A 17,463-nucleotide genomic window follows, 5' to 3' on the forward strand; every position below is an offset into this window, starting at 1 on the left:
ATTAAACCTTGCTCTGCTGTTTGTAATGCACAGGGCTTTGCTGTTTTAAGCGTTCAGCGGCCTGTTCAGGAGTCATATCTCGTTGGGTTTCGGCCAGCATTTCGTAGCCAACCATAAACTTTTTAATGGTGGCAGAGCGTAATAACGGCGGATAAAAATGGCCATGCAGCTGCCAGTGGTCGATGCTTTCTACCGTCTCAGCGCCAGCATCGCCGCGTTCATTCTGATAAGGCGCACTATGCCAGCCCATTGAATAAGGGAATGAACACTGGAACAGATTGTCGTAGCGAATGGTGATTTGCTGCAGAATATCGGCCAAAGCAGCTTGCTGCTCTGGGGTTAAGTCTTCCATCCGGCGTACATGGGCTTTTGGCAATACCAGGGTTTCAAATGGCCAGCTGGCCCAGAATGGCACCACAACTATCCAGTGATCGTTTTCAACCACTGTACGCTCGCCACTTTGTTGTTCCAGAGAGGCATAATTCAGTAACAGGTTTTTGCCATGTTTAGCTAAATACTCACGCTGCTCTGTGTCGGCTTTGGCTGGCAAGGTAGGCACTGTGCTGTTGGCCCAAATCTGGCCATGAGGATGCGGATTGGAGCAGCCGTTAATAGCGCCTTTGTTTTCAAACACCTGCACCCAGTTGTAGGTTTTGGATAAGTCTTTGTACTGACGGATCCATTCTTCCACTATGTTCTGAATATCAGTAACACTCAGCTCTGGCATGGTCAGGCTGTGATCCGGTGAATAACAAATCACCCTGCTGGTACCGCGTTCAGCTTTTAATACAAATAAATCATCATCTGAGCGCTGATAAAAAGGTGTATCTGCAGTTAAAGCGGCAAAGTCATTGGTAAAGACATAAGGCTTTTTATAGTCAGGATTCAGATCACCGGAAATACGGGTGTTGGTTGGACATAAAAAACAGCTGTGGTCATAAGATGGATTCTGCTCTGTGGCTGCAGTTTCAATCTGACCTTGCCATGGTCTTTTTGCTCTGTGTGGCGACACCAACACCCAATCTCCCGTCAACGGGTTGTATCTGCGGTGCGGATGATCTTTTGCATTAAATTCAGACATTTACTATTCCAACCTTTTCTTAATTCTTCGGATAACCTGAAGGATTCATTTTTTGCCAGTTCCAGCTATCCGCCACCATCTGATCCAAACCACGTTCCGCTTTCCAGTTAAGTTTTTCAGCCGCTAAAGACGGGTCACCGTAATAACAGCCGATATCGCCAGGACGACGTGGCGTTACCTGATACGCAATCAACTGACCAGAAATACGACGGTAAGCGTCGACCATTTCCAGCACAGAAACGCCCTGACCAGTGCCTAAGTTAAACACATGAAAACCCGCATTCTGATGCAGAGTTTCTAAAGCTTTGACATGACCTGAAGCTAAATCACAGACATGGATATAATCCCGCACACCGGTACCGTCAGGCGTGTCGTAATCATCACCAAATACTGATAAATGCGGTCTGCGGCCTATGGCCACCTGATTGATAAAAGGCATCAGGTTATTTGGAATACCATTTGGATCTTCACCAATCAAGCCCGACTCATGTGCGCCTACAGGGTTAAAGTAACGCAGCACTATGGCACTGAAATCACTTTGAGCCACCACCAGGTCAGACATCATCTGTTCAACCATCAGCTTAGAACGGCCATAAGGACTTTCAGGATGCACCGCAAAATCTTCCCGTATTGGTGAAGACACAGGTTCGCCGTACACTGTGGCAGAGGAGCTGAACACTAGTGTTTTGACCTGGTGTGCCAACATCACCTGCATCAGTAAGCCTGAAGCGCTGACATTGTTTTCATAATAAAACAGTGGTTTAGCGACAGATTCGCCAACAGCTTTAGAACCGGCAAAGTGAATGACTGCATCCACTTTTTCAGCGGCAAAAATAGCAGAAAGCGCGTTTTCATCACGGATATCAGCCTGATAGAACTGGACGCTCTGGCCTGTCAGCTGCTCGACCCGCTTTAGCGCTTCAACACTACTGTTGCTCAGGTTGTCGACCACCACCACCTGATGGCCAGAATTCAGTAACTCCAGGCAAGTATGAGAGCCTATATAACCTGCGCCACCCGTGACTAAAATACGCATACAGTTACTCCTTGACGTTAAAAACTAAGACTTCACTTTGAATAGCCAATACTTTTGAACTGGCTTCCAGCTTAGCTTTGCTAAATTCAGCACCTAGTTTCACTAAGACTGCGGCTTTGCCTTGTTCAGTAAAAGCAGGTTCAGGGTTGATCACTTCAATATCACCACTGGCTTTAAATTCAATGATCTGATTGTTTAACGGCACTAGCTGGCCGTTTTTATCCAGCACTTGTGCATACACAAAGACTAAATCACCAGCCACAGGCGCCACACCACTGGTGTCGACTGTCAGCTTTAAGCTGGCAGCAGCTTCAGGAGTCGTCACCTGATGAGTCGCCACTTCTTTACCTGCGATATAAGCTTTTGCCACTAACTGCCCGGCCTTGAACTCTTTTAAGTCAAATTCAAAAGGCGGATGCGGTAAATGGGTAGAAAACTTATCTGTAGATGGCTTATTCCGGCTGACTAACACACCGTTTAAATACAGTTCCACTTCTTCAGCATTACTGAATACCCGCACTTTGGCGCTGGAACCCAGTTGCCATTCACTGGCAATAAATACCATAGGGCCAGACTGATACTTGTCAGACAGTTCTGAAGCCGCGCGCTGGCTCTGGTAAAAGTAGTAACTGTATTTAGGCAAACGGTAAATGCTCATGATACCGGATGCTTCCAGATCATTGGCATAACCTCTGTTGTAATCAAACATCACCCAGTAGCCATCGCCATAAGCAGGAGTCGTCAGGTTGTCGTTATGCGCTTCCTGTAAATTGCGGGCTTGCTGTAATAAACGTGCTTCACCATGGCTTAATAACTGACGGCTGGTACGGGCTTCTTCTTTTAAATCACCCCAGCTGTCCTGATTGAAACCGGCATTTTGCGCATAATATTCCCAGTCGCCGTATTCAGACACATTGTAAGGTACAGTTGGCGTTTCATAGTGCATCTGACGGTGTTGACGCGCTTGCAGGTACATGTCGTAGCCATGCTGCCAACCCGCAGAATAAGCTCCCGGGAACTCTTGTTTGACTGTGTTATGCAAGGTCGCAACAAATTCTTCCGGCATAGCAGATTCATTCAGTGAACATTCCCAGGCCAATACGCTGGCGTGGTTGCGGTCACGGCGGATTAAATCACGGCAACTCTGAACAGTCTGAGCACGGAAAGCTTCGGTTGGCTGATAATACTGCCAGCCTAAAATGGCATTCATCAGTACTAAACCCAGTTCATCCGCCGCTTGCATAAAAGCTTTGGAATGTGGGTAATGTGATAAACGGACGTAATCAAAACCAGCAGATTTAATTTTTACTGCGTCACGGTAATCGGCCTGAGGTGAAGTGGCATACCCCACATGAGGGTATTCCTGATGGCGGTTTACACCGCGTAAAAAGGTCAGCTCGCCATTGATCAGCAACTGATGTTTGTCGTTAAAGGCAAAACTGCGGATACCTATCTGTTGCTGCTGACGCTCAATCACTTCGCCATTTTGTTTCAGTACCGTGTGTAACTGGTATAAAAACGGACTGGCTGGACTCCACAGATTTGGTTTGGTTACAGTCAATTGTGCCTGTAGATCCAGTTTAGCTCCAGCCGCCAGTTGAATTAAGCCTGAGCTGACTTCTGTGACTAATTGCTCACCGGCAAACAGCTGCTGTACCAGTTCCAGATCCGCGCTTGCCGCTGAGGTGTTCGCCAGTTGAGTTTTTACTGCTATAACAGATTCTGTTTTATCCACTTTTGGATAAGTGACAAAAATACCGCCGCCAGCAACTTCATTCGCCAACATTTCATCTGTGATATGCACAGGGTTTTTAATCAGTAAACGTACGTCGCGGTATAAACCACCGTAGGTATTAAAATCCAGCTGAGCCAAAGGTTTAGGCCCTGTGACTTCGTTGTCTCTGTTATCCAGTTTTACTGTCAGTTGATAAGTCTGACCCGAAGTGACATAAGGCGTTAAATCAATAGTAAAAGGCAAATAGCCGCCCAGATGCTCACCAATCTGTTTATCGCCTAACCAGACTTGTGCATGGTTCATCGCTGCTTCAAAACGGATCAGCAGCTGTTTGTTTTGCCACTCTGGCGCTATGGTCAGAGACTTTTGGTACCAGGCGAACCCCTGCCATTGGTTGTTCACCAGCAAAGGCTCAATCTGTGGCGTATGAGGTAAATTGACCTGCTGCCAGTCTTCTGGTTGGGCCTTTAAATCAGTGGACTGACTTTTATAAAACAACCAGCCTGCATTTAAATTCTGCTCTGTTGCTACTGCAACTTTCGGTGACTGCTCGTCTTTTGATGAGAGGGTGACTGGGCTGCACGCAAACTGTAGCAGCAAGACCAACACAGCCAGAGATTGTATTAAGTACTTCAACACTGGAGAATTCCTTTTAATACGCCTGTTTTACGACACAGGACTTAGCAAAAATTAGTCTCAATCGCAGGCCTGACGACCAGCTCGTGGATATGAGCTTTGGCAGAGCTTGCCAGCATCAGCAGAATGGCGTCCGCCACGTCTTCTGCAGACAAATAATCCGGTCTGCTGGCAACACGAAATTCGGTATCTACCCCACCCGGATACACAGACAACACCTTCACACCAGTGCCGTTTAGCTCTTTACGCAGCACTTTGCTGTAGCTATCAAGAGCGGCTTTACTGGCGCTGTAGGCGGAAATACCAGGGTTGGAAAATAAACAGACGGTCGAAAGTACATTCAGCACCATGCCTTTACCTTGCTGTTGCATAGCGGGCACCAATTGCTGGATAAAATGCAGCGGCGCATAAAAGTTCAGCTGCATCATCTGATCTATCGCAGACCAATCCGGCTCTGTCGCTGCACTACGACTGCTATTGCCACCAGCGCAATTAATCAGTACATCCACGTCGCCCAATTGCTGCTTCGCCTGTTGGCAAAACTTATTGATGGCGGCTGGTTCTATCACTGAAAAAGACTCGCTGAACACTGTTGTGCCCTGTGGCAATAAAGCTAAGGTCTGAGCTAATTTGGCCGGATCACGACCACATAAACTTAAGCGGTGACCTTGAGCCGCTAAAGCAACAGCTAAAGCTCGGCCTATGCCCGATGAGGCACCGGTCAGCAGAATATGAGAGGGAGATAACGACATCAGTATGGCTTCCGTGAAGATGGTTTTCTTCAAAAAGCCCGGCCCAAAGGCCGGGTTTTATATGCTGAATCACAAGCCACTTACATAGAGTAAGAGAAACCTAACAGGAAACGACGGCCCCACTCAGTGAAGTTAGCCGGACGGCTTGGGTCGTTATCGAAATAGGTCACAGCTTCTTCATTGGTCAGGTTTTGCCCTTGCAGCATGACCTTAAAGGCTTCAGTGACTTCATAAGACAAACTGGCATCTACAGTACGCTCAGCTTGAGCTCTGGTGATTTCAGTAGGTTCCCAGCTACCCACACGAGTGTTCGCACTGCGGTAGTTGTAAGACACCTTGGCATCAAAGCCAGCTTTGTAGTACCACAAGGTCAGGTTACCGACGTGACGGGATAAACCACCTAAAGGCATTGGATTATCTTCCGGCACAAACTCAGTGACGTTGCTGTCAGTTAATGAGTAGTTAGCGTAAAAACCTAAACCATCAAATGGTTCTGGCAACATAGTCAGAGCTTGTTGATACATCAGCTCTAAACCTTTGATTTGACCGCCATCACCGTTGATAGGGCGACTGTAGTCATAAGAAATACCATCCATAACCACTACATCTGTGGTGGTGCCTATATGAGTTTTTAAGTCTTTAAAGAAGGTAGAAATCGTCATAGCACGATCGCTGGCCCAGTAGTACTCAAAACCTAAGTCGATTTGATCAGCAACAAATGGATCCAATGTAGGGTTACCGCTTGACGCCGTATTCACTGTCGTCGAGGTATTAAACTGATAACCGGTACGCATCTCAATTAATGGCGGACGTGAAATAGCACGTGACAAGCCAAAACGCACCTGAGCTTCTTCTGTCAGGCTAAACACCATATTCAGTGAAGGTAATACTTCGGTGTAATCGTGATCCATTGAAATTGGAGAGGCCACACCATTCAGCAACTGATAACCAGAGGACGTTGAATCGGTTTGTACTACACGCACACCTACGTTACCTGTGTAAGGTAAATCTCCAAGCTCACCCGACATTTTTAACATGGCATAAAGGGCAGTATTGGTTTCTTCCACTCGCCAGTTATCTGCTAAATCCGTAGCACTTTTTGTGTGTTCACTGCGTTCATCAATACCTCCAAAGGCTTGATTTACCACTGAACCCCAATCTTTCATACCATAGAGGTTAGGAGCAATAAAATCACCACCAATGGCGTAGCTGTAACCATAACCACTAACAGAGCTATCTACAGGCAATTGTGACCAGCTCAGGACATCGTTGTTTTTATCACGGTCACTATAACGAGCGCCCAGCACTAAAGTCTCAAAAGTGCCCCAGTCGACACTGCGTTCAAAGTCGGTTTTCAAGGTGACCATTTCATCTGTTAAATCACGATCACCGTCAACATTCATTCTCGAAGGGTTATCAGGGTTCTCAATTGCATCCTGAATACGATAAAACTCTGGATTGCCCACATTTGGACCAGCGTTAACCGCCAAACGACCGCCAACATTAGCCCAGCTGATATCCAAAGGTGTAGGTCCAACATAATTAGACACAATATTGACCCAACGGGATTCAATACTGGCTTCGGAATAACCTACATCATAAGTGGAAGTCCAGACATCACCAGTGACTGTGGTTTTTAAGCCAGTGCTTAACAGATCATTTTGCTGGAACCAGGTAGCATTATTGGCAGTATGAGCGCCCCATAACACACCACCGCCAGTCAGTTGCTGCGAGCCATCAGGACGGGTCACAATAGTTGGTGTAGTGGCAGAGTTGTTGTAACCCCAGGTACTTGCGTCCTGATAGTTACCCCAGCCATCAAACATAAACTGGTCTTCACGTTCTTCAATATCAAACTTGGAGTAGAACAAATCGTATTTCAGGTTCACTGTATCAACAGGTTCCCACTCAAGGATCATCAGGCTGCCTACACGTTCGTTGTTACCTGATTTAGTACCGGCTTTACCACCCCATGGAGCAGCTTCTTTGATACCGTCACCATTCACATCACCTTGTTCGGCAGGGTTTTTATTGTAGGAATAAAACGCCGTTTCACGCTGAACTGAAGGTTGGTCCTGATAAGTTAAACCGAAGACCACACCAAAGTTATCTGCCCATTGATCAACATAAGAAAAACTGGCTTTTTCACCTGAACCATCAGCACCCGGAATATCATCAGCTAACTGATAATCCATCATATGGCCGCTGATATTGATCATACGTTTGTCTTTCGCCAAAGGACTGATGAAGTTCATATTCACCAAACCAGCAATACCACCTTCGATATTATTGGCCATTGGGCTTTTGTACACTTCAACTGAGTTAATCAGTTCGGCAGGAAATTGTTCGTAACGTACGTCACGGCTTGGTTCAGCGCTGACAATTTCGCGGCCATTCATGGTGGCAGCGTTTAAACGAGCACCTAAACCACGGATAGAAATACTGCTGGCATTACCCCGATCACGCTCTGCCGTTACACCAGGCAAGCGGCCTAAGGAATCAGCGATAGTCACGTCAGGTAATTGGCCTAAGTCATCGGTAGAGATAATTTCTACCGTTGATTCTGAAAACTTTTTCTGCATTAAAGACTTGCTCAGCGTGGCACCAAAACCTTTAACGACAATGGTTTCAATCTGCTGTTCAGCTTCTTTTGCTTTTTGTTGAGTGGTATTTTCTTCGCTTTGCGCTTGTGCATGCTGCATAGCAAAAATTTGCGTTATAGCTAAAGCTACAACGGTCAATTTGAATTTGCCTGTCATTTCCTACCCCTGTCGGTATCAATTGTTATTTTTTTATGCGCTAGGCTGATTTTTTTGTGCGGGATCAGCAGTGCACGGTGCATTTATAACACTCAAGGTAAACGTTTACCAAAACTTTTTCACAGACAGCAAATGAATAAATATCAATGCATTGAATTTATTAGAAATATAATCAGGTAATCGATTTCTAAAATTAGGTAAAATCACGCTTAAAAGTTACATTCAGAGCTCTAATTCAGCATTAGCTTAAGTTTGCAGCTGTTGTTTCAGATAAAGATCCAAAGTCGTGTAAAGCACTAGCATGGCCTTTTATTTCTTTGAAAAAGGAACACCTATACGTATGGAGTCGTCACAGAGCCTTGCCCCCTTTGTCATCTGGCCAGACCTTGCACAGGTGTTGCAAAAAAAACTAATGTGCTGTAAGTCTCAAACTTCGGTGCAACAGACAGCGAGCCTGATGCGGCATCATAACATCAGCTGCATTCTGGTTAAAAAAGGCGAGCTTATTCTTGAGATCTGAACTGAGTCGGACTGTAAAAACTGGATTTGGCTGATACGGCATTAGTACAGCAGCCAATATCCTTGGTGATGAGCTGCCCTGTACTTTCTGTGCCCGATCAAAGCACCACCAGTGACGCTGCAGCTCTGATGAAGCAAAAAGGCGTCAGACGTTTACTGGTCACAGACTCAGCACACAAAGCCGTTGGCATAGTGACGCAAACCGACCTTATTCATCAGCAGCCGCTGGAGCATTATTTAATGCTACGCGACATCAGCTCTATTCTGGTGGAGTTACCTTTATTGCTTCAGGCGGATCTAACAGTAGCGCAAGCCGCCATTCTGATGCAGCAAACTCAGCGTGACGCCGCCATAGTCAAGTTTGATCAGGATCTGCTTGCAGACGCGGAATACGGCATAATCACAGAACGTGATCTGGTGCACTTTGTCGCGACAGAACGCACCCTTTGTACTTTAGCTGAAGTCGCAACCCGCCCTTTACTGACTCTGCCATTACACAGCAGTTTATTACAGGCTGTGCGACTGTTACGTGAGCTGGGTTTTCGCCATCTTGGTGTCACCGACTCTTATGGTAAGCCTGTAGGTTTGTTGTCCCACAATCACATACTGCTGAATATGGAACATTTGTATATCAGTGAGTTAAAAGCTGCATTGCAGGCCAGAGACAAGGCTCTGCGTTCCTCTGAAAGCAGTTTGCGTCTGGCGTACAAAGTCATTGAAGCCTCACACGACGCTGTGATGATCACCGATGCCAACGGTATTATTCAATCGGTCAATCCAAGCTTTTGTAAGCTGACGGGTTACAGCATGACGGAAGCCATAGGTCAGACTCCACGGCTGTTAAGCTCAGGCGAACACGACGATAACTTTTACCAGCTGATGTGGCAACGACTGCAGCAGCAAGGTTATTGGCAGGGCGAAATCTGGAATAAACGTAAAAATGGCGAAATTTACCCTGAATGGCTGTCTATCAGCGCTGTACGGGGTGAAAACGGCGCTATTAATCAATACGCCGCTATTTTTTCCGATATTACAGAGCGCAAAAAACGTGAGCAAAAAATTCATGAACTGGCTTACTTTGATGAACTGACTGGCCTTGCTAACCGCCGTTTATTTCAGGACAGACTGGAACAGGCGCTGGCGAATGCCAAACGCCACAATCATCAGTTGGCTGTGCTCTTTCTCGACCTGGATTTATTTAAGCGGATTAACGACACTTTAGGTCATCAGGCAGGAGATGAAGCTTTGCGTCAGGTCGCAAGGCGCCTGCAAAAAGTCAGCAGAGCCGGTGAATCTGTCGCCCGCCTGGGTGGTGACGAATTTACTATGCTTGTGCCTGAATGCGACGGCCTGGAAGAAGTCGAAAAGCTGGCACAACGTATAGTGGCTCAGTTTGATCTGCCTTTTCAGATCCAACACAACGAACTGACCTTGACCACCAGCGTCGGCATCAGTATTTATCCACAGCACGGCAATACGGCAAACGAACTATTGAAATGTGCTGACGCGGCCATGTACCAGGCAAAAGAGTCAGGCCGCAATAAATACAGTCTTTACACCAAGAGTGTTGGTCAGCGTAATGATCAGGCTTTGCAGCTGGAACAAGCGCTGCGCAAGGCGTTGTCACAGCAATTATTAGAAGTACACTACCAGCCTAAAGTGGATTTAAAAACAGGGCAATTACACAGCCTGGAAGCACTGGTGCGCTGGCAAGACCAGGAGCTAGGTTACATAGCTCCAGAGCGTTTTATTGGCATGGCAGAAACCTTAGGACTGATCCACCAATTGGGCCAGCACGTGCTGCGACAAGTCTGTTATCAGCTACAACTCTGGTCCACACTGGCTGTGCCTGTCGCTGTCAACATCTCCGCGAAAGAGCTGGCAGATCCGCTTTTTCTGCCTCAGTTAAAACAGATCCTTGCTGAAACTGATGTGGATCCCCAGCTGCTGGAACTGGAAATTACTGAAAGTTGCCTGTTGCCTGAGCGGGCTGCTGAAACCCAGCAGATGCTGCAAAAGCTGCGTCAGCTTGGCATCCGTCTGGCCATAGATGATTTTGGCACTGGTTATTCTTCGTTGTCTTATTTACGGCATTTACCTATTAATAGTCTGAAAATAGATCGTAGTTTTATCAAGACCTTACCTGAAAATACCAGCGATCGTCAGATCACCAGTGCAATTATTGCTATGGCCAATGCGCTGGGGCTGGATCTAGTTGCAGAAGGGGTGGAAACCCAGGCGCAACAGGAGTTTTTACTCTCTGCTGGCTGCCAGTTTGGTCAGGGCTACTGGTTTGGCAAAGCACAAGATCCTGTGACCACCTTGCAACTGCTGAAAAATGCCAGACAATCACTTATCCAGCCAGATAAGGATCCAATAACTGCCTGACATTCACATGCGCTCTAAGCCTTGCGGCAAGCAGGTATAAACCCGCCATTTTGCGATGCAAAAATATGGCGGCAACCGGCGGTGTATGCCAGTAATTCTGCTGCATACTCAACGCAGTCCCTGCCTTGCGCACTCGTTGTGCTAAATCAGTCTGGCCAAACGCATAAGCAGTGCTGTGCTGAACAGGTTCAGAAATCAGCTGGATCAAAGCCAATATGGCGTGTTTTTGTTCAGGTAAAATATCCTGACTAAAAAAGCCAATCTGCCGCATTGCTTGTTCCATGCCAGGCAGATCATTCTGAACTGCTGCGCCAAGTAGCTGACGATAACCCTGACTGATCCCCTCCGGATAATCCCTGCAGGCGCCAAAATCCAGCAGCACCAGTTTCGCAGACTCAGGCTGATACAGGTAGTTGGCAAAATTGGGATCGGTTTGTACCAGCTTAAACTCAAAAATTTCCCGAAATAACAAAGCAAAAAGCTGCGTCATTGCCTTGTCACGCACTGGCTGCGGATAATGCTCCAGCGCTTCTACCGGCACACCTTCAACAAAACTCATGGTCATCAGTTGTGACGTACAAAGTTCTGGATACAACTGCGGCAGTACGAATTGGTTATCGTCAGCAAGTAAAACCCGGTAACGCTGCAAATAGGCCGCCTCTTGCAGATAATCAGCTTCCTGATGCAGTTGTAGTTTTGCTTCCTCAAGTACAGAACGATAGTCGATACCATCAGGCACCAGACCACTGAGCTTGAGTAGCAAGGCGACATTATCCACATCGCTGTCGATACTCTGCCGAACACCGGGATACTGTACTTTTACAGCCAGTTTGTGACCATTGTCGTGATGCGCCAGATGCACCTGGCCAATAGAAGCAGCAGCTAACGGAACAAAGGTAAATTGCGAGAAATGCTGCTGCCACTGCTCACCCAATTCTGCTCGCAGCACCAGCCCCAGCTCTTTGGGTAACATAGGATTGGCATTCGAGCGCAGCCTGGCCAGTATCTCTGTCAGTTCAGCCGGCAATAGATCGCCTGCATCCATCGACAATAACTGCCCTACTTTCATCGCAGCACCGCGCAGTTGCGCCAGTTTGTCACTCACCCGCATCAGGTTAGCAGGCGTTAATAACAAGTCTCTGGCTTTTGGACTTTGCCCCTGAACCAACTGCTTAGCCCCATTTACCAGTACAGAGCCGGCAATACGACCAGCCAGAGAAGCTAATCCTCCTAAACGAGCCAGAGGTTGACGGGGTAATTTAGCGGATTTATCGCTCATAAGAGTCCGATAGAACATGTAATGTAGTTACTATACGAACTTAAACAGCATTTAGCCCAGCTGTACTGACAGTTTGGCAAAGCTGTCCGAGCGCATCTGACTCCGACCGCTGAATAGCGCCCATAAAAAAAGGCAGCTGCGATGCAGTTGCCTTTTTTTGTGTTGTGACCGGTGGGATCAGATTAAATCTGTTAACTCCGGTAACTGTAATTAGAAATTACAGAACAACGATTTTCTCAGCCTGTGGGCCTTTTTGACCTTGTGTTACAGTGAACTGTACACGTTGGCCTTCTTGCAGAGTTTTGAAACCCGTGCTAGAGATTTCGCTGAAGTGAGCGAAAACGTCTGGACCTGAAGCTTGTTCGATGAAACCGAAACCTTTAGTTTCGTTGAACCATTTTACTGTGCCGGTAGTTGTATTAGACATGGTATATACCTGTATTTAATTAAATTAATAAGCCTGGTTTCAGGCGGTGGTGCTGTAAGAGATGTTTTAACTTATGAATACAGGACGTACTAAAACAACAGTAACATTCGTTGTGGTGCATAAATAATGAACAGACTAACAAAGCAAGGCCAGTGTATAGGTTTTCAGAGCAGTGTCAAAGCTTATTTCACTAAGTTATTAAAATAAGCTCTTTTATATACCCAAAGTAATTGGAGTTACGGCGAGGCGACAAGCGAGCGAGACCCCAGGAGCATAGTAGTCCTATGTGACTGGGGCTAGTAGCGCGGTCAACAAAGCTGTGGCTTCAAGTACAAAGAGTATAACGTTCAATATCGTTCACAAACTGTTGTATCACATCAGGTTTAGCGGGTTTTCGGTAATAGTTAATATTGTCGCTGATCGCCTGATCTTCGACATAATTCATGATATTGGAGGTTAATAAACCAATAAAACACTGCTGATCACGGCTTCGGATCCATCGGGCCAGCTCCAGACCATTACGACCTGGCAAGTTATAGTCCAGCGAATAGGCATCAAAGTGGTGTAGTTCTATCAATGCCATAGCTTCTTCGGCGCTGTCTGCCGTTGAACAACTCCAGTCCGGCCTGAATGACTGCAGATAACCTCTGGTCAACATTAAGCACACCTGACTATCGTCTACTATCAAGATCTTAAAAGGCATAAGTCTGTTTCAACCTCTTCCATGTTACCCAAACAGAAAAAACTCCATGGCCTTTTACTGTAGCCAGAACTTATCCAATACTCCAGTTCTGTAACAAGATGATTTAGTTTTCGAAACCACTAGAAGGTTCGGTTCAGAGTCTGATGCTAAAAAGCTCAGAGTTCATTTAACAAAACCTGTAACTGCCGAAACCCGGGGCGGCTACTGACCTTCTGTTGCATACATAACTGCACTACAGCTGCAAATCTTTGCTCAAATTCCGACGACTCATCAACAGACAGCACAGTTTGCATATCCAGCAACCAATAGCCAAAAGCCCGCACTTCCAGCGCACAGAAGTTCTGTTGCTGATGTTGCGGCAAAGAATGCAACGCAGTAGCGGCACCAAAGTCGCCCAGATACAACTGCTGTTCTTCATTCACCAGCATATTGTGGGCATACAAATCGCCATGAACTATCTGCTTTTGATGCAAATGTGCCATCACGTTGACTACCTGCTCAGCCAGCTGTTTCAGCTGCAACAGCGTCAGGTTTTGGCCTTGGGTAAAAGTATCTCGGGTGCAGGTGTCAAAAGAAGGGGGTTGCCCCAGTACAGAAAAAGACGCTGGCACCAGCTCCATCACTAAACCAGGTAAATCGCAGTCTGTTAGTTTTGCTTTGACGGCTATTAGATTTGGATGCTCACCTGCGTTCAGGTAATTATTCATCTCATCTTTGGGGCAACCATCACTGGTGATCCAGCCTTTAAACTGCTTTAACGCGACCAGCTCGTTATCTTGCGCAAAACGCGCCTGATAAATAACACCGGAAGCGCCTTCCCCTAGTTTTTCTAACAACTGATAATCAGGCAAACTATGAGCAGTCATATCCAGAGCTTCAGGCACAGGACAAGCAGGATTTGCACCCAGCGCCAGCCAGGCTAATTTTGGCAACTCAAATAACCAGTCAGGGAAAGACTCAAACTGATTCAGCGACAATCGTAATAAACCCAAATCATGACACTGCTGCATTGAATCAGGTAACGAAGATAGTTGATTGCCAGCCATCGCTACTTTACGCAGTTTCGTATAACGACCGAAGTCATTCGGTAGTTGTGTAAGCTGATTGTCTGTCAAAATTAACCATTCCAGCTGTTCCGGCAGAGAACTTTCAGCAAATTGCGTTAACTGATTGCCTTTAAAACTTACCATAACTAAAGCAGGGCAAAGGCTTAATACAGCAGGAATATGGCTGAACTTATTACTTGTTAAAAACAACCGTTTCAGCTTTTGAAAACGGTGCAAATCAGCAGGTAGATCCGACAACTGATTACCGGATAAATCCAGAACTTCCAGACTGTCAGCAAAACGGTATAACTCAGCAGGAAACTCACTCAGGCCAGCAGAGAGATTGATACGGCTTAATGGCGCTGTAGTTTGCGCTAAAGTTTCAAGGCTAAACATCTGATCCCAACCTGCTGAAAAATGCGAATTGTACAGATGGAGCCTTGATGCAACAAGTTCCGGCCTTTACAGCTGATAGATTTGTGAACCTGCAACCCGTACTCTGTCACCACGGCGTAAATCGCCAATCTGCTGATAATCAAAGATTTGAGTGCGGCCGTTGTCAAAATCCACAGTCACACGATAAATTTCCTCTGCCGTTTTATTGTTTTTCTCAACCTGATTACCAGCCATAGCACCACCGACCACTCCAACTCCTGTTGCTATGCTTCGGCCTGAACCACTGCCAAATTGATTGCCAATAACACCACCTAATACAGCACCCAGCACAGCTCCCCCACCTGAATTGCGGTTGTCCAACGCAATAATTTCAATGGATCGGACGCTGCCAATTTGCTCTGCAGGTTCAACGCTTTGTTGTACATTCTGACGAGGGGAGCTACAGCCAGTCAAAGGGGCAAGGCTCAACACAGCCAGAGTTAAAGAAGACAAAAAAAGTGTGAAGTTTTTCATAGCAATATCCAGCTAACCACAAGGATATTCAGCCTGGACTTTGAACACTGCTTCGTCTGTACGACAGAACACGCACCAGCGTTAAAACAAAAACGAATACCCTTGCAATACGACTCAAGCAAACCAATATCTAACAACAGCTGTACTGAATTTCACTATTGATTGCCCACTAGGAGATGCTATGAGCAACACTTATACCCCACCAAAAGTCTGGACATGGGAGCAGCCAAATGGTGGCGCTTTTGCCAGTGTGAACAGACCCGTCTCTGGCGCCACCCATGACAAAACCTTGCCTGTTGGCGAACACGATTTACAGCTGTATTCAATGGCCACTCCCAACGGTGTCAAAGTGACTTTAATGTTGGAGGAGTTACTGGAGGCTGGCCATCAAGCTGCTGATTACGACGCCTGGTTGATCAGTATTCGTGATGGCGACCAGTTCGGCAGTGGTTTTGTTGCAGTGAACCCGAACAGTAAAATTCCGGCTTTATTTGATCGTAGCACTGGCATCAGGGTGTTTGAGTCGGGTTCCATTTTGCTTTATCTGGCTGAAAAGTTTGGTGCGTTTCTACCAAAAGAGGTAGCCAAACGTACTGAAGTGATGAACTGGTTATTCTGGCAAATGGGCAGCGCACCTTTTGTCGGTGGTGGCTTTGGTCATTTTTATGCCTATGCTCCGGAAAAATACGAATACCCAATCAATCGTTATGCGATGGAAGCAAAACGTCAGTTGGATGTGTTGGATCAACAACTGGCTAAACATCAATTTGTCGCAGGCGATGAATACAGCATTGCCGACATGGCGATTTGGTCCTGGTACGGCGGTTTAGCTTTAGGCCGGTTGTACAATGCAGCTGAGTTTCTGGATGTGCAAAGTTATAAACACCTGCAGCGCTGGGCCAAACAAATTGATGCACGCCCTGCAGCAAAACGCGCGGTGAAGGTGAATCGCAACTGGGGTGAAGCCCACGAGCAGCTGCCGGAACGTCATAGCGCAGCGGATTTTGATTCTATCCCTAAAGCTTAATATCGGTCCGGTTGGCAAAAGGCAGGCTGTCTTGTGCTTCCTGCTGATACAACACTAAAGCCCGTTGCTCCTGCTGGCAGTAACGGGCTATAGCTTCGTTGATCGCTTTATGCTCTGCTTTTTCAGTAAATCGATAAAAACCATGCCGCAGTACTGGTGCAAAACCACGTTGCAGCTTATGTTCGCCCTGAGCTCCGGCATCAAAAAATTGCAGTCCCTGTTTGATGCAATACTCTATACCGCTGTAATAACAGCATTCAAAATGCAGGAAGCTAAAGTCCTGTTTGCAGCCCCAATAGCGGCCATACAAGCTGGTATCTGACTGGAAACACAAAGAAGCTGCCACCATCTGGTCATTGACAAAAGCAGCAAATATAACTATTTGATTTGCCATAGTCTGACCCCAACGCCAGAAGGTGTCCGCAGTTAAATAGCCATTATGGCGGGAACGCTTTTGGTAGGTGTCGCAGTAAAATCCATAAAACTGCTGCCAGAATGCTAAATCCAAATCGGCGCCGCTTAAGGTTTTTAGCACAACCCCCTGCTCTGCTACCGCAGATCTTTCCTTACGCATTTGTTTACGTTTGCGTGCAGTAAGCACTGCCAGAAAATCGTCAAAGTGTTGAAAGTTCTGATTGGACCATAAAAATTGCACATCAAAACGTTCGATAAAACCTGCTTCACGAAAAGCCTGCTGATCGTCAGGTGAGGCATACAAGCATTGCAGATGGCTTAATGGCAACGCCAGGTTCAGTTGACCGACACCCTGCTGCAGCCATTGCAACACTTGTGCTTTATCCACACCGGCAGCTAGCCCCAAACGTGGCCCTTCAGCCGGAGTAAAAGGGATAGCCAGCAATAACTTAGGATAATACTCCAGGCCATAGTTTTGATAAGCTTCGGCAAAAGACCAGTCAAACAGGTATTCGCCATAGGAATGCAATTTGATATAAGCAGGCACAGCGGCAATCAGTTTATCCTCTTGCCAAACGACAAAGTGCCGCACCAGCCAGCCGGTTTCTCTGCCTGAACTGCTACCAACACTGCCACCCAGCTCCAGCGCCTGTAAAAACTCATAACGGCTAAAAGGATAGTCAGCCGGGAATAAAGCATTCCAGTCCGCTGCTTTGACTTTACTAATGGAATCAAGCCACTGCAGCTGCATA

13 protein-coding genes are annotated in these 17,463 nt (G+C 46.6%); 2 read left to right on the top strand and 11 right to left on the bottom strand.

What is annotated here, in order from left to right:
* Position 1: 1 nt before the first annotated feature.
* From OM978_RS17450 to OM978_RS17470, 5 genes are all read right to left on the bottom strand, one after another.
* A complete protein-coding gene (locus OM978_RS17450; protein ID WP_264343562.1) occupies positions 2 to 1,081 on the bottom strand; it encodes a UDP-glucose--hexose-1-phosphate uridylyltransferase in 1,080 nt (359 codons plus the stop codon).
* 19 nt (positions 1,082 to 1,100) lie between these two features.
* Positions 1,101 to 2,117 carry a UDP-glucose 4-epimerase GalE gene (gene galE / locus OM978_RS17455; protein WP_264343563.1) on the bottom strand — a complete coding sequence of 339 codons (1,017 nt, stop codon included), beginning with the start codon at positions 2,115 to 2,117 and terminating at the stop codon, positions 1,101 to 1,103.
* A gap of 4 nt (positions 2,118 to 2,121) precedes the next feature.
* Positions 2,122 to 4,491, bottom strand: coding sequence for a glycoside hydrolase family 2 protein (locus OM978_RS17460; protein WP_264343564.1), 2,370 nt, complete (start codon positions 4,489 to 4,491; stop codon positions 2,122 to 2,124).
* Positions 4,492 to 4,532: 41 nt separating this feature from the next.
* Positions 4,533 to 5,240, bottom strand: a complete 708-nt coding sequence (locus OM978_RS17465; RefSeq protein ID WP_264343565.1) for an SDR family NAD(P)-dependent oxidoreductase — start codon at positions 5,238 to 5,240, stop codon at positions 4,533 to 4,535.
* An 80-nt stretch (positions 5,241 to 5,320) separates the two neighbouring features.
* Positions 5,321 to 7,999, bottom strand: coding sequence for a TonB-dependent receptor (locus tag OM978_RS17470; RefSeq protein ID WP_264343566.1), 2,679 nt, complete (start codon positions 7,997 to 7,999; stop codon positions 5,321 to 5,323).
* A gap of 546 nt (positions 8,000 to 8,545) precedes the next feature.
* Between OM978_RS17470 and OM978_RS17475 the strand changes: the two genes are divergently transcribed.
* The gene (locus OM978_RS17475) at positions 8,546 to 10,906 is read left to right on the top strand and encodes an EAL domain-containing protein (protein ID WP_264343567.1); all 2,361 of its coding nucleotides are present in this window, start codon (positions 8,546 to 8,548) and stop codon (positions 10,904 to 10,906) included.
* On the opposite strand, the gene OM978_RS17480 is transcribed toward OM978_RS17475, so the two are convergent.
* The 5 genes from OM978_RS17480 to OM978_RS17500 form a co-directional block, all read right to left on the bottom strand.
* Positions 10,872 to 12,185, bottom strand: coding sequence for an ABC1 kinase family protein (locus tag OM978_RS17480; RefSeq protein ID WP_264343568.1), 1,314 nt, complete (start codon positions 12,183 to 12,185; stop codon positions 10,872 to 10,874). The two genes, OM978_RS17475 and OM978_RS17480, sit on opposite strands and share 35 nt — an antisense overlap.
* A gap of 217 nt (positions 12,186 to 12,402) precedes the next feature.
* The gene (locus OM978_RS17485) at positions 12,403 to 12,612 is read right to left on the bottom strand and encodes a cold-shock protein (RefSeq protein WP_008897616.1); all 210 of its coding nucleotides are present in this window, start codon (positions 12,610 to 12,612) and stop codon (positions 12,403 to 12,405) included.
* 325 nt (positions 12,613 to 12,937) lie between these two features.
* On the bottom strand, positions 12,938 to 13,270 hold the full coding sequence (locus OM978_RS17490; RefSeq protein WP_413690727.1) for a response regulator: 333 nt from the start codon (positions 13,268 to 13,270) through the stop codon (positions 12,938 to 12,940).
* Positions 13,271 to 13,470: 200 nt separating this feature from the next.
* Entirely contained in the window at positions 13,471 to 14,757 is a 1,287-nt protein-coding gene (locus OM978_RS17495) for a protein kinase (RefSeq protein ID WP_264343571.1), read from the bottom strand.
* A 66-nt stretch (positions 14,758 to 14,823) separates the two neighbouring features.
* Positions 14,824 to 15,270 carry a glycine zipper 2TM domain-containing protein gene (locus tag OM978_RS17500; protein ID WP_264343572.1) on the bottom strand — a complete coding sequence of 149 codons (447 nt, stop codon included), beginning with the start codon at positions 15,268 to 15,270 and terminating at the stop codon, positions 14,824 to 14,826.
* A gap of 181 nt (positions 15,271 to 15,451) precedes the next feature.
* Between OM978_RS17500 and yghU the strand changes: the two genes are divergently transcribed.
* On the top strand, positions 15,452 to 16,297 hold the full coding sequence (gene yghU, locus OM978_RS17505; RefSeq protein ID WP_264343573.1) for a glutathione-dependent disulfide-bond oxidoreductase: 846 nt from the start codon (positions 15,452 to 15,454) through the stop codon (positions 16,295 to 16,297).
* Here the strand turns inward: yghU and OM978_RS17510 are convergent.
* Positions 16,287 to 17,462 (bottom strand): GNAT family N-acetyltransferase, encoded by a 1,176-nt coding sequence (locus tag OM978_RS17510; RefSeq protein ID WP_264343574.1) that lies wholly within the window; start codon positions 17,460 to 17,462, stop codon positions 16,287 to 16,289. The two genes, yghU and OM978_RS17510, sit on opposite strands and share 11 nt — an antisense overlap.
* Between the last annotated feature and the right edge of the window lies 1 nt (position 17,463).

It is taken from the genome of Rheinheimera sp. MM224, assembly GCF_947090785.1.
Classification (GTDB): domain Bacteria; phylum Pseudomonadota; class Gammaproteobacteria; order Enterobacterales; family Alteromonadaceae; genus Pararheinheimera.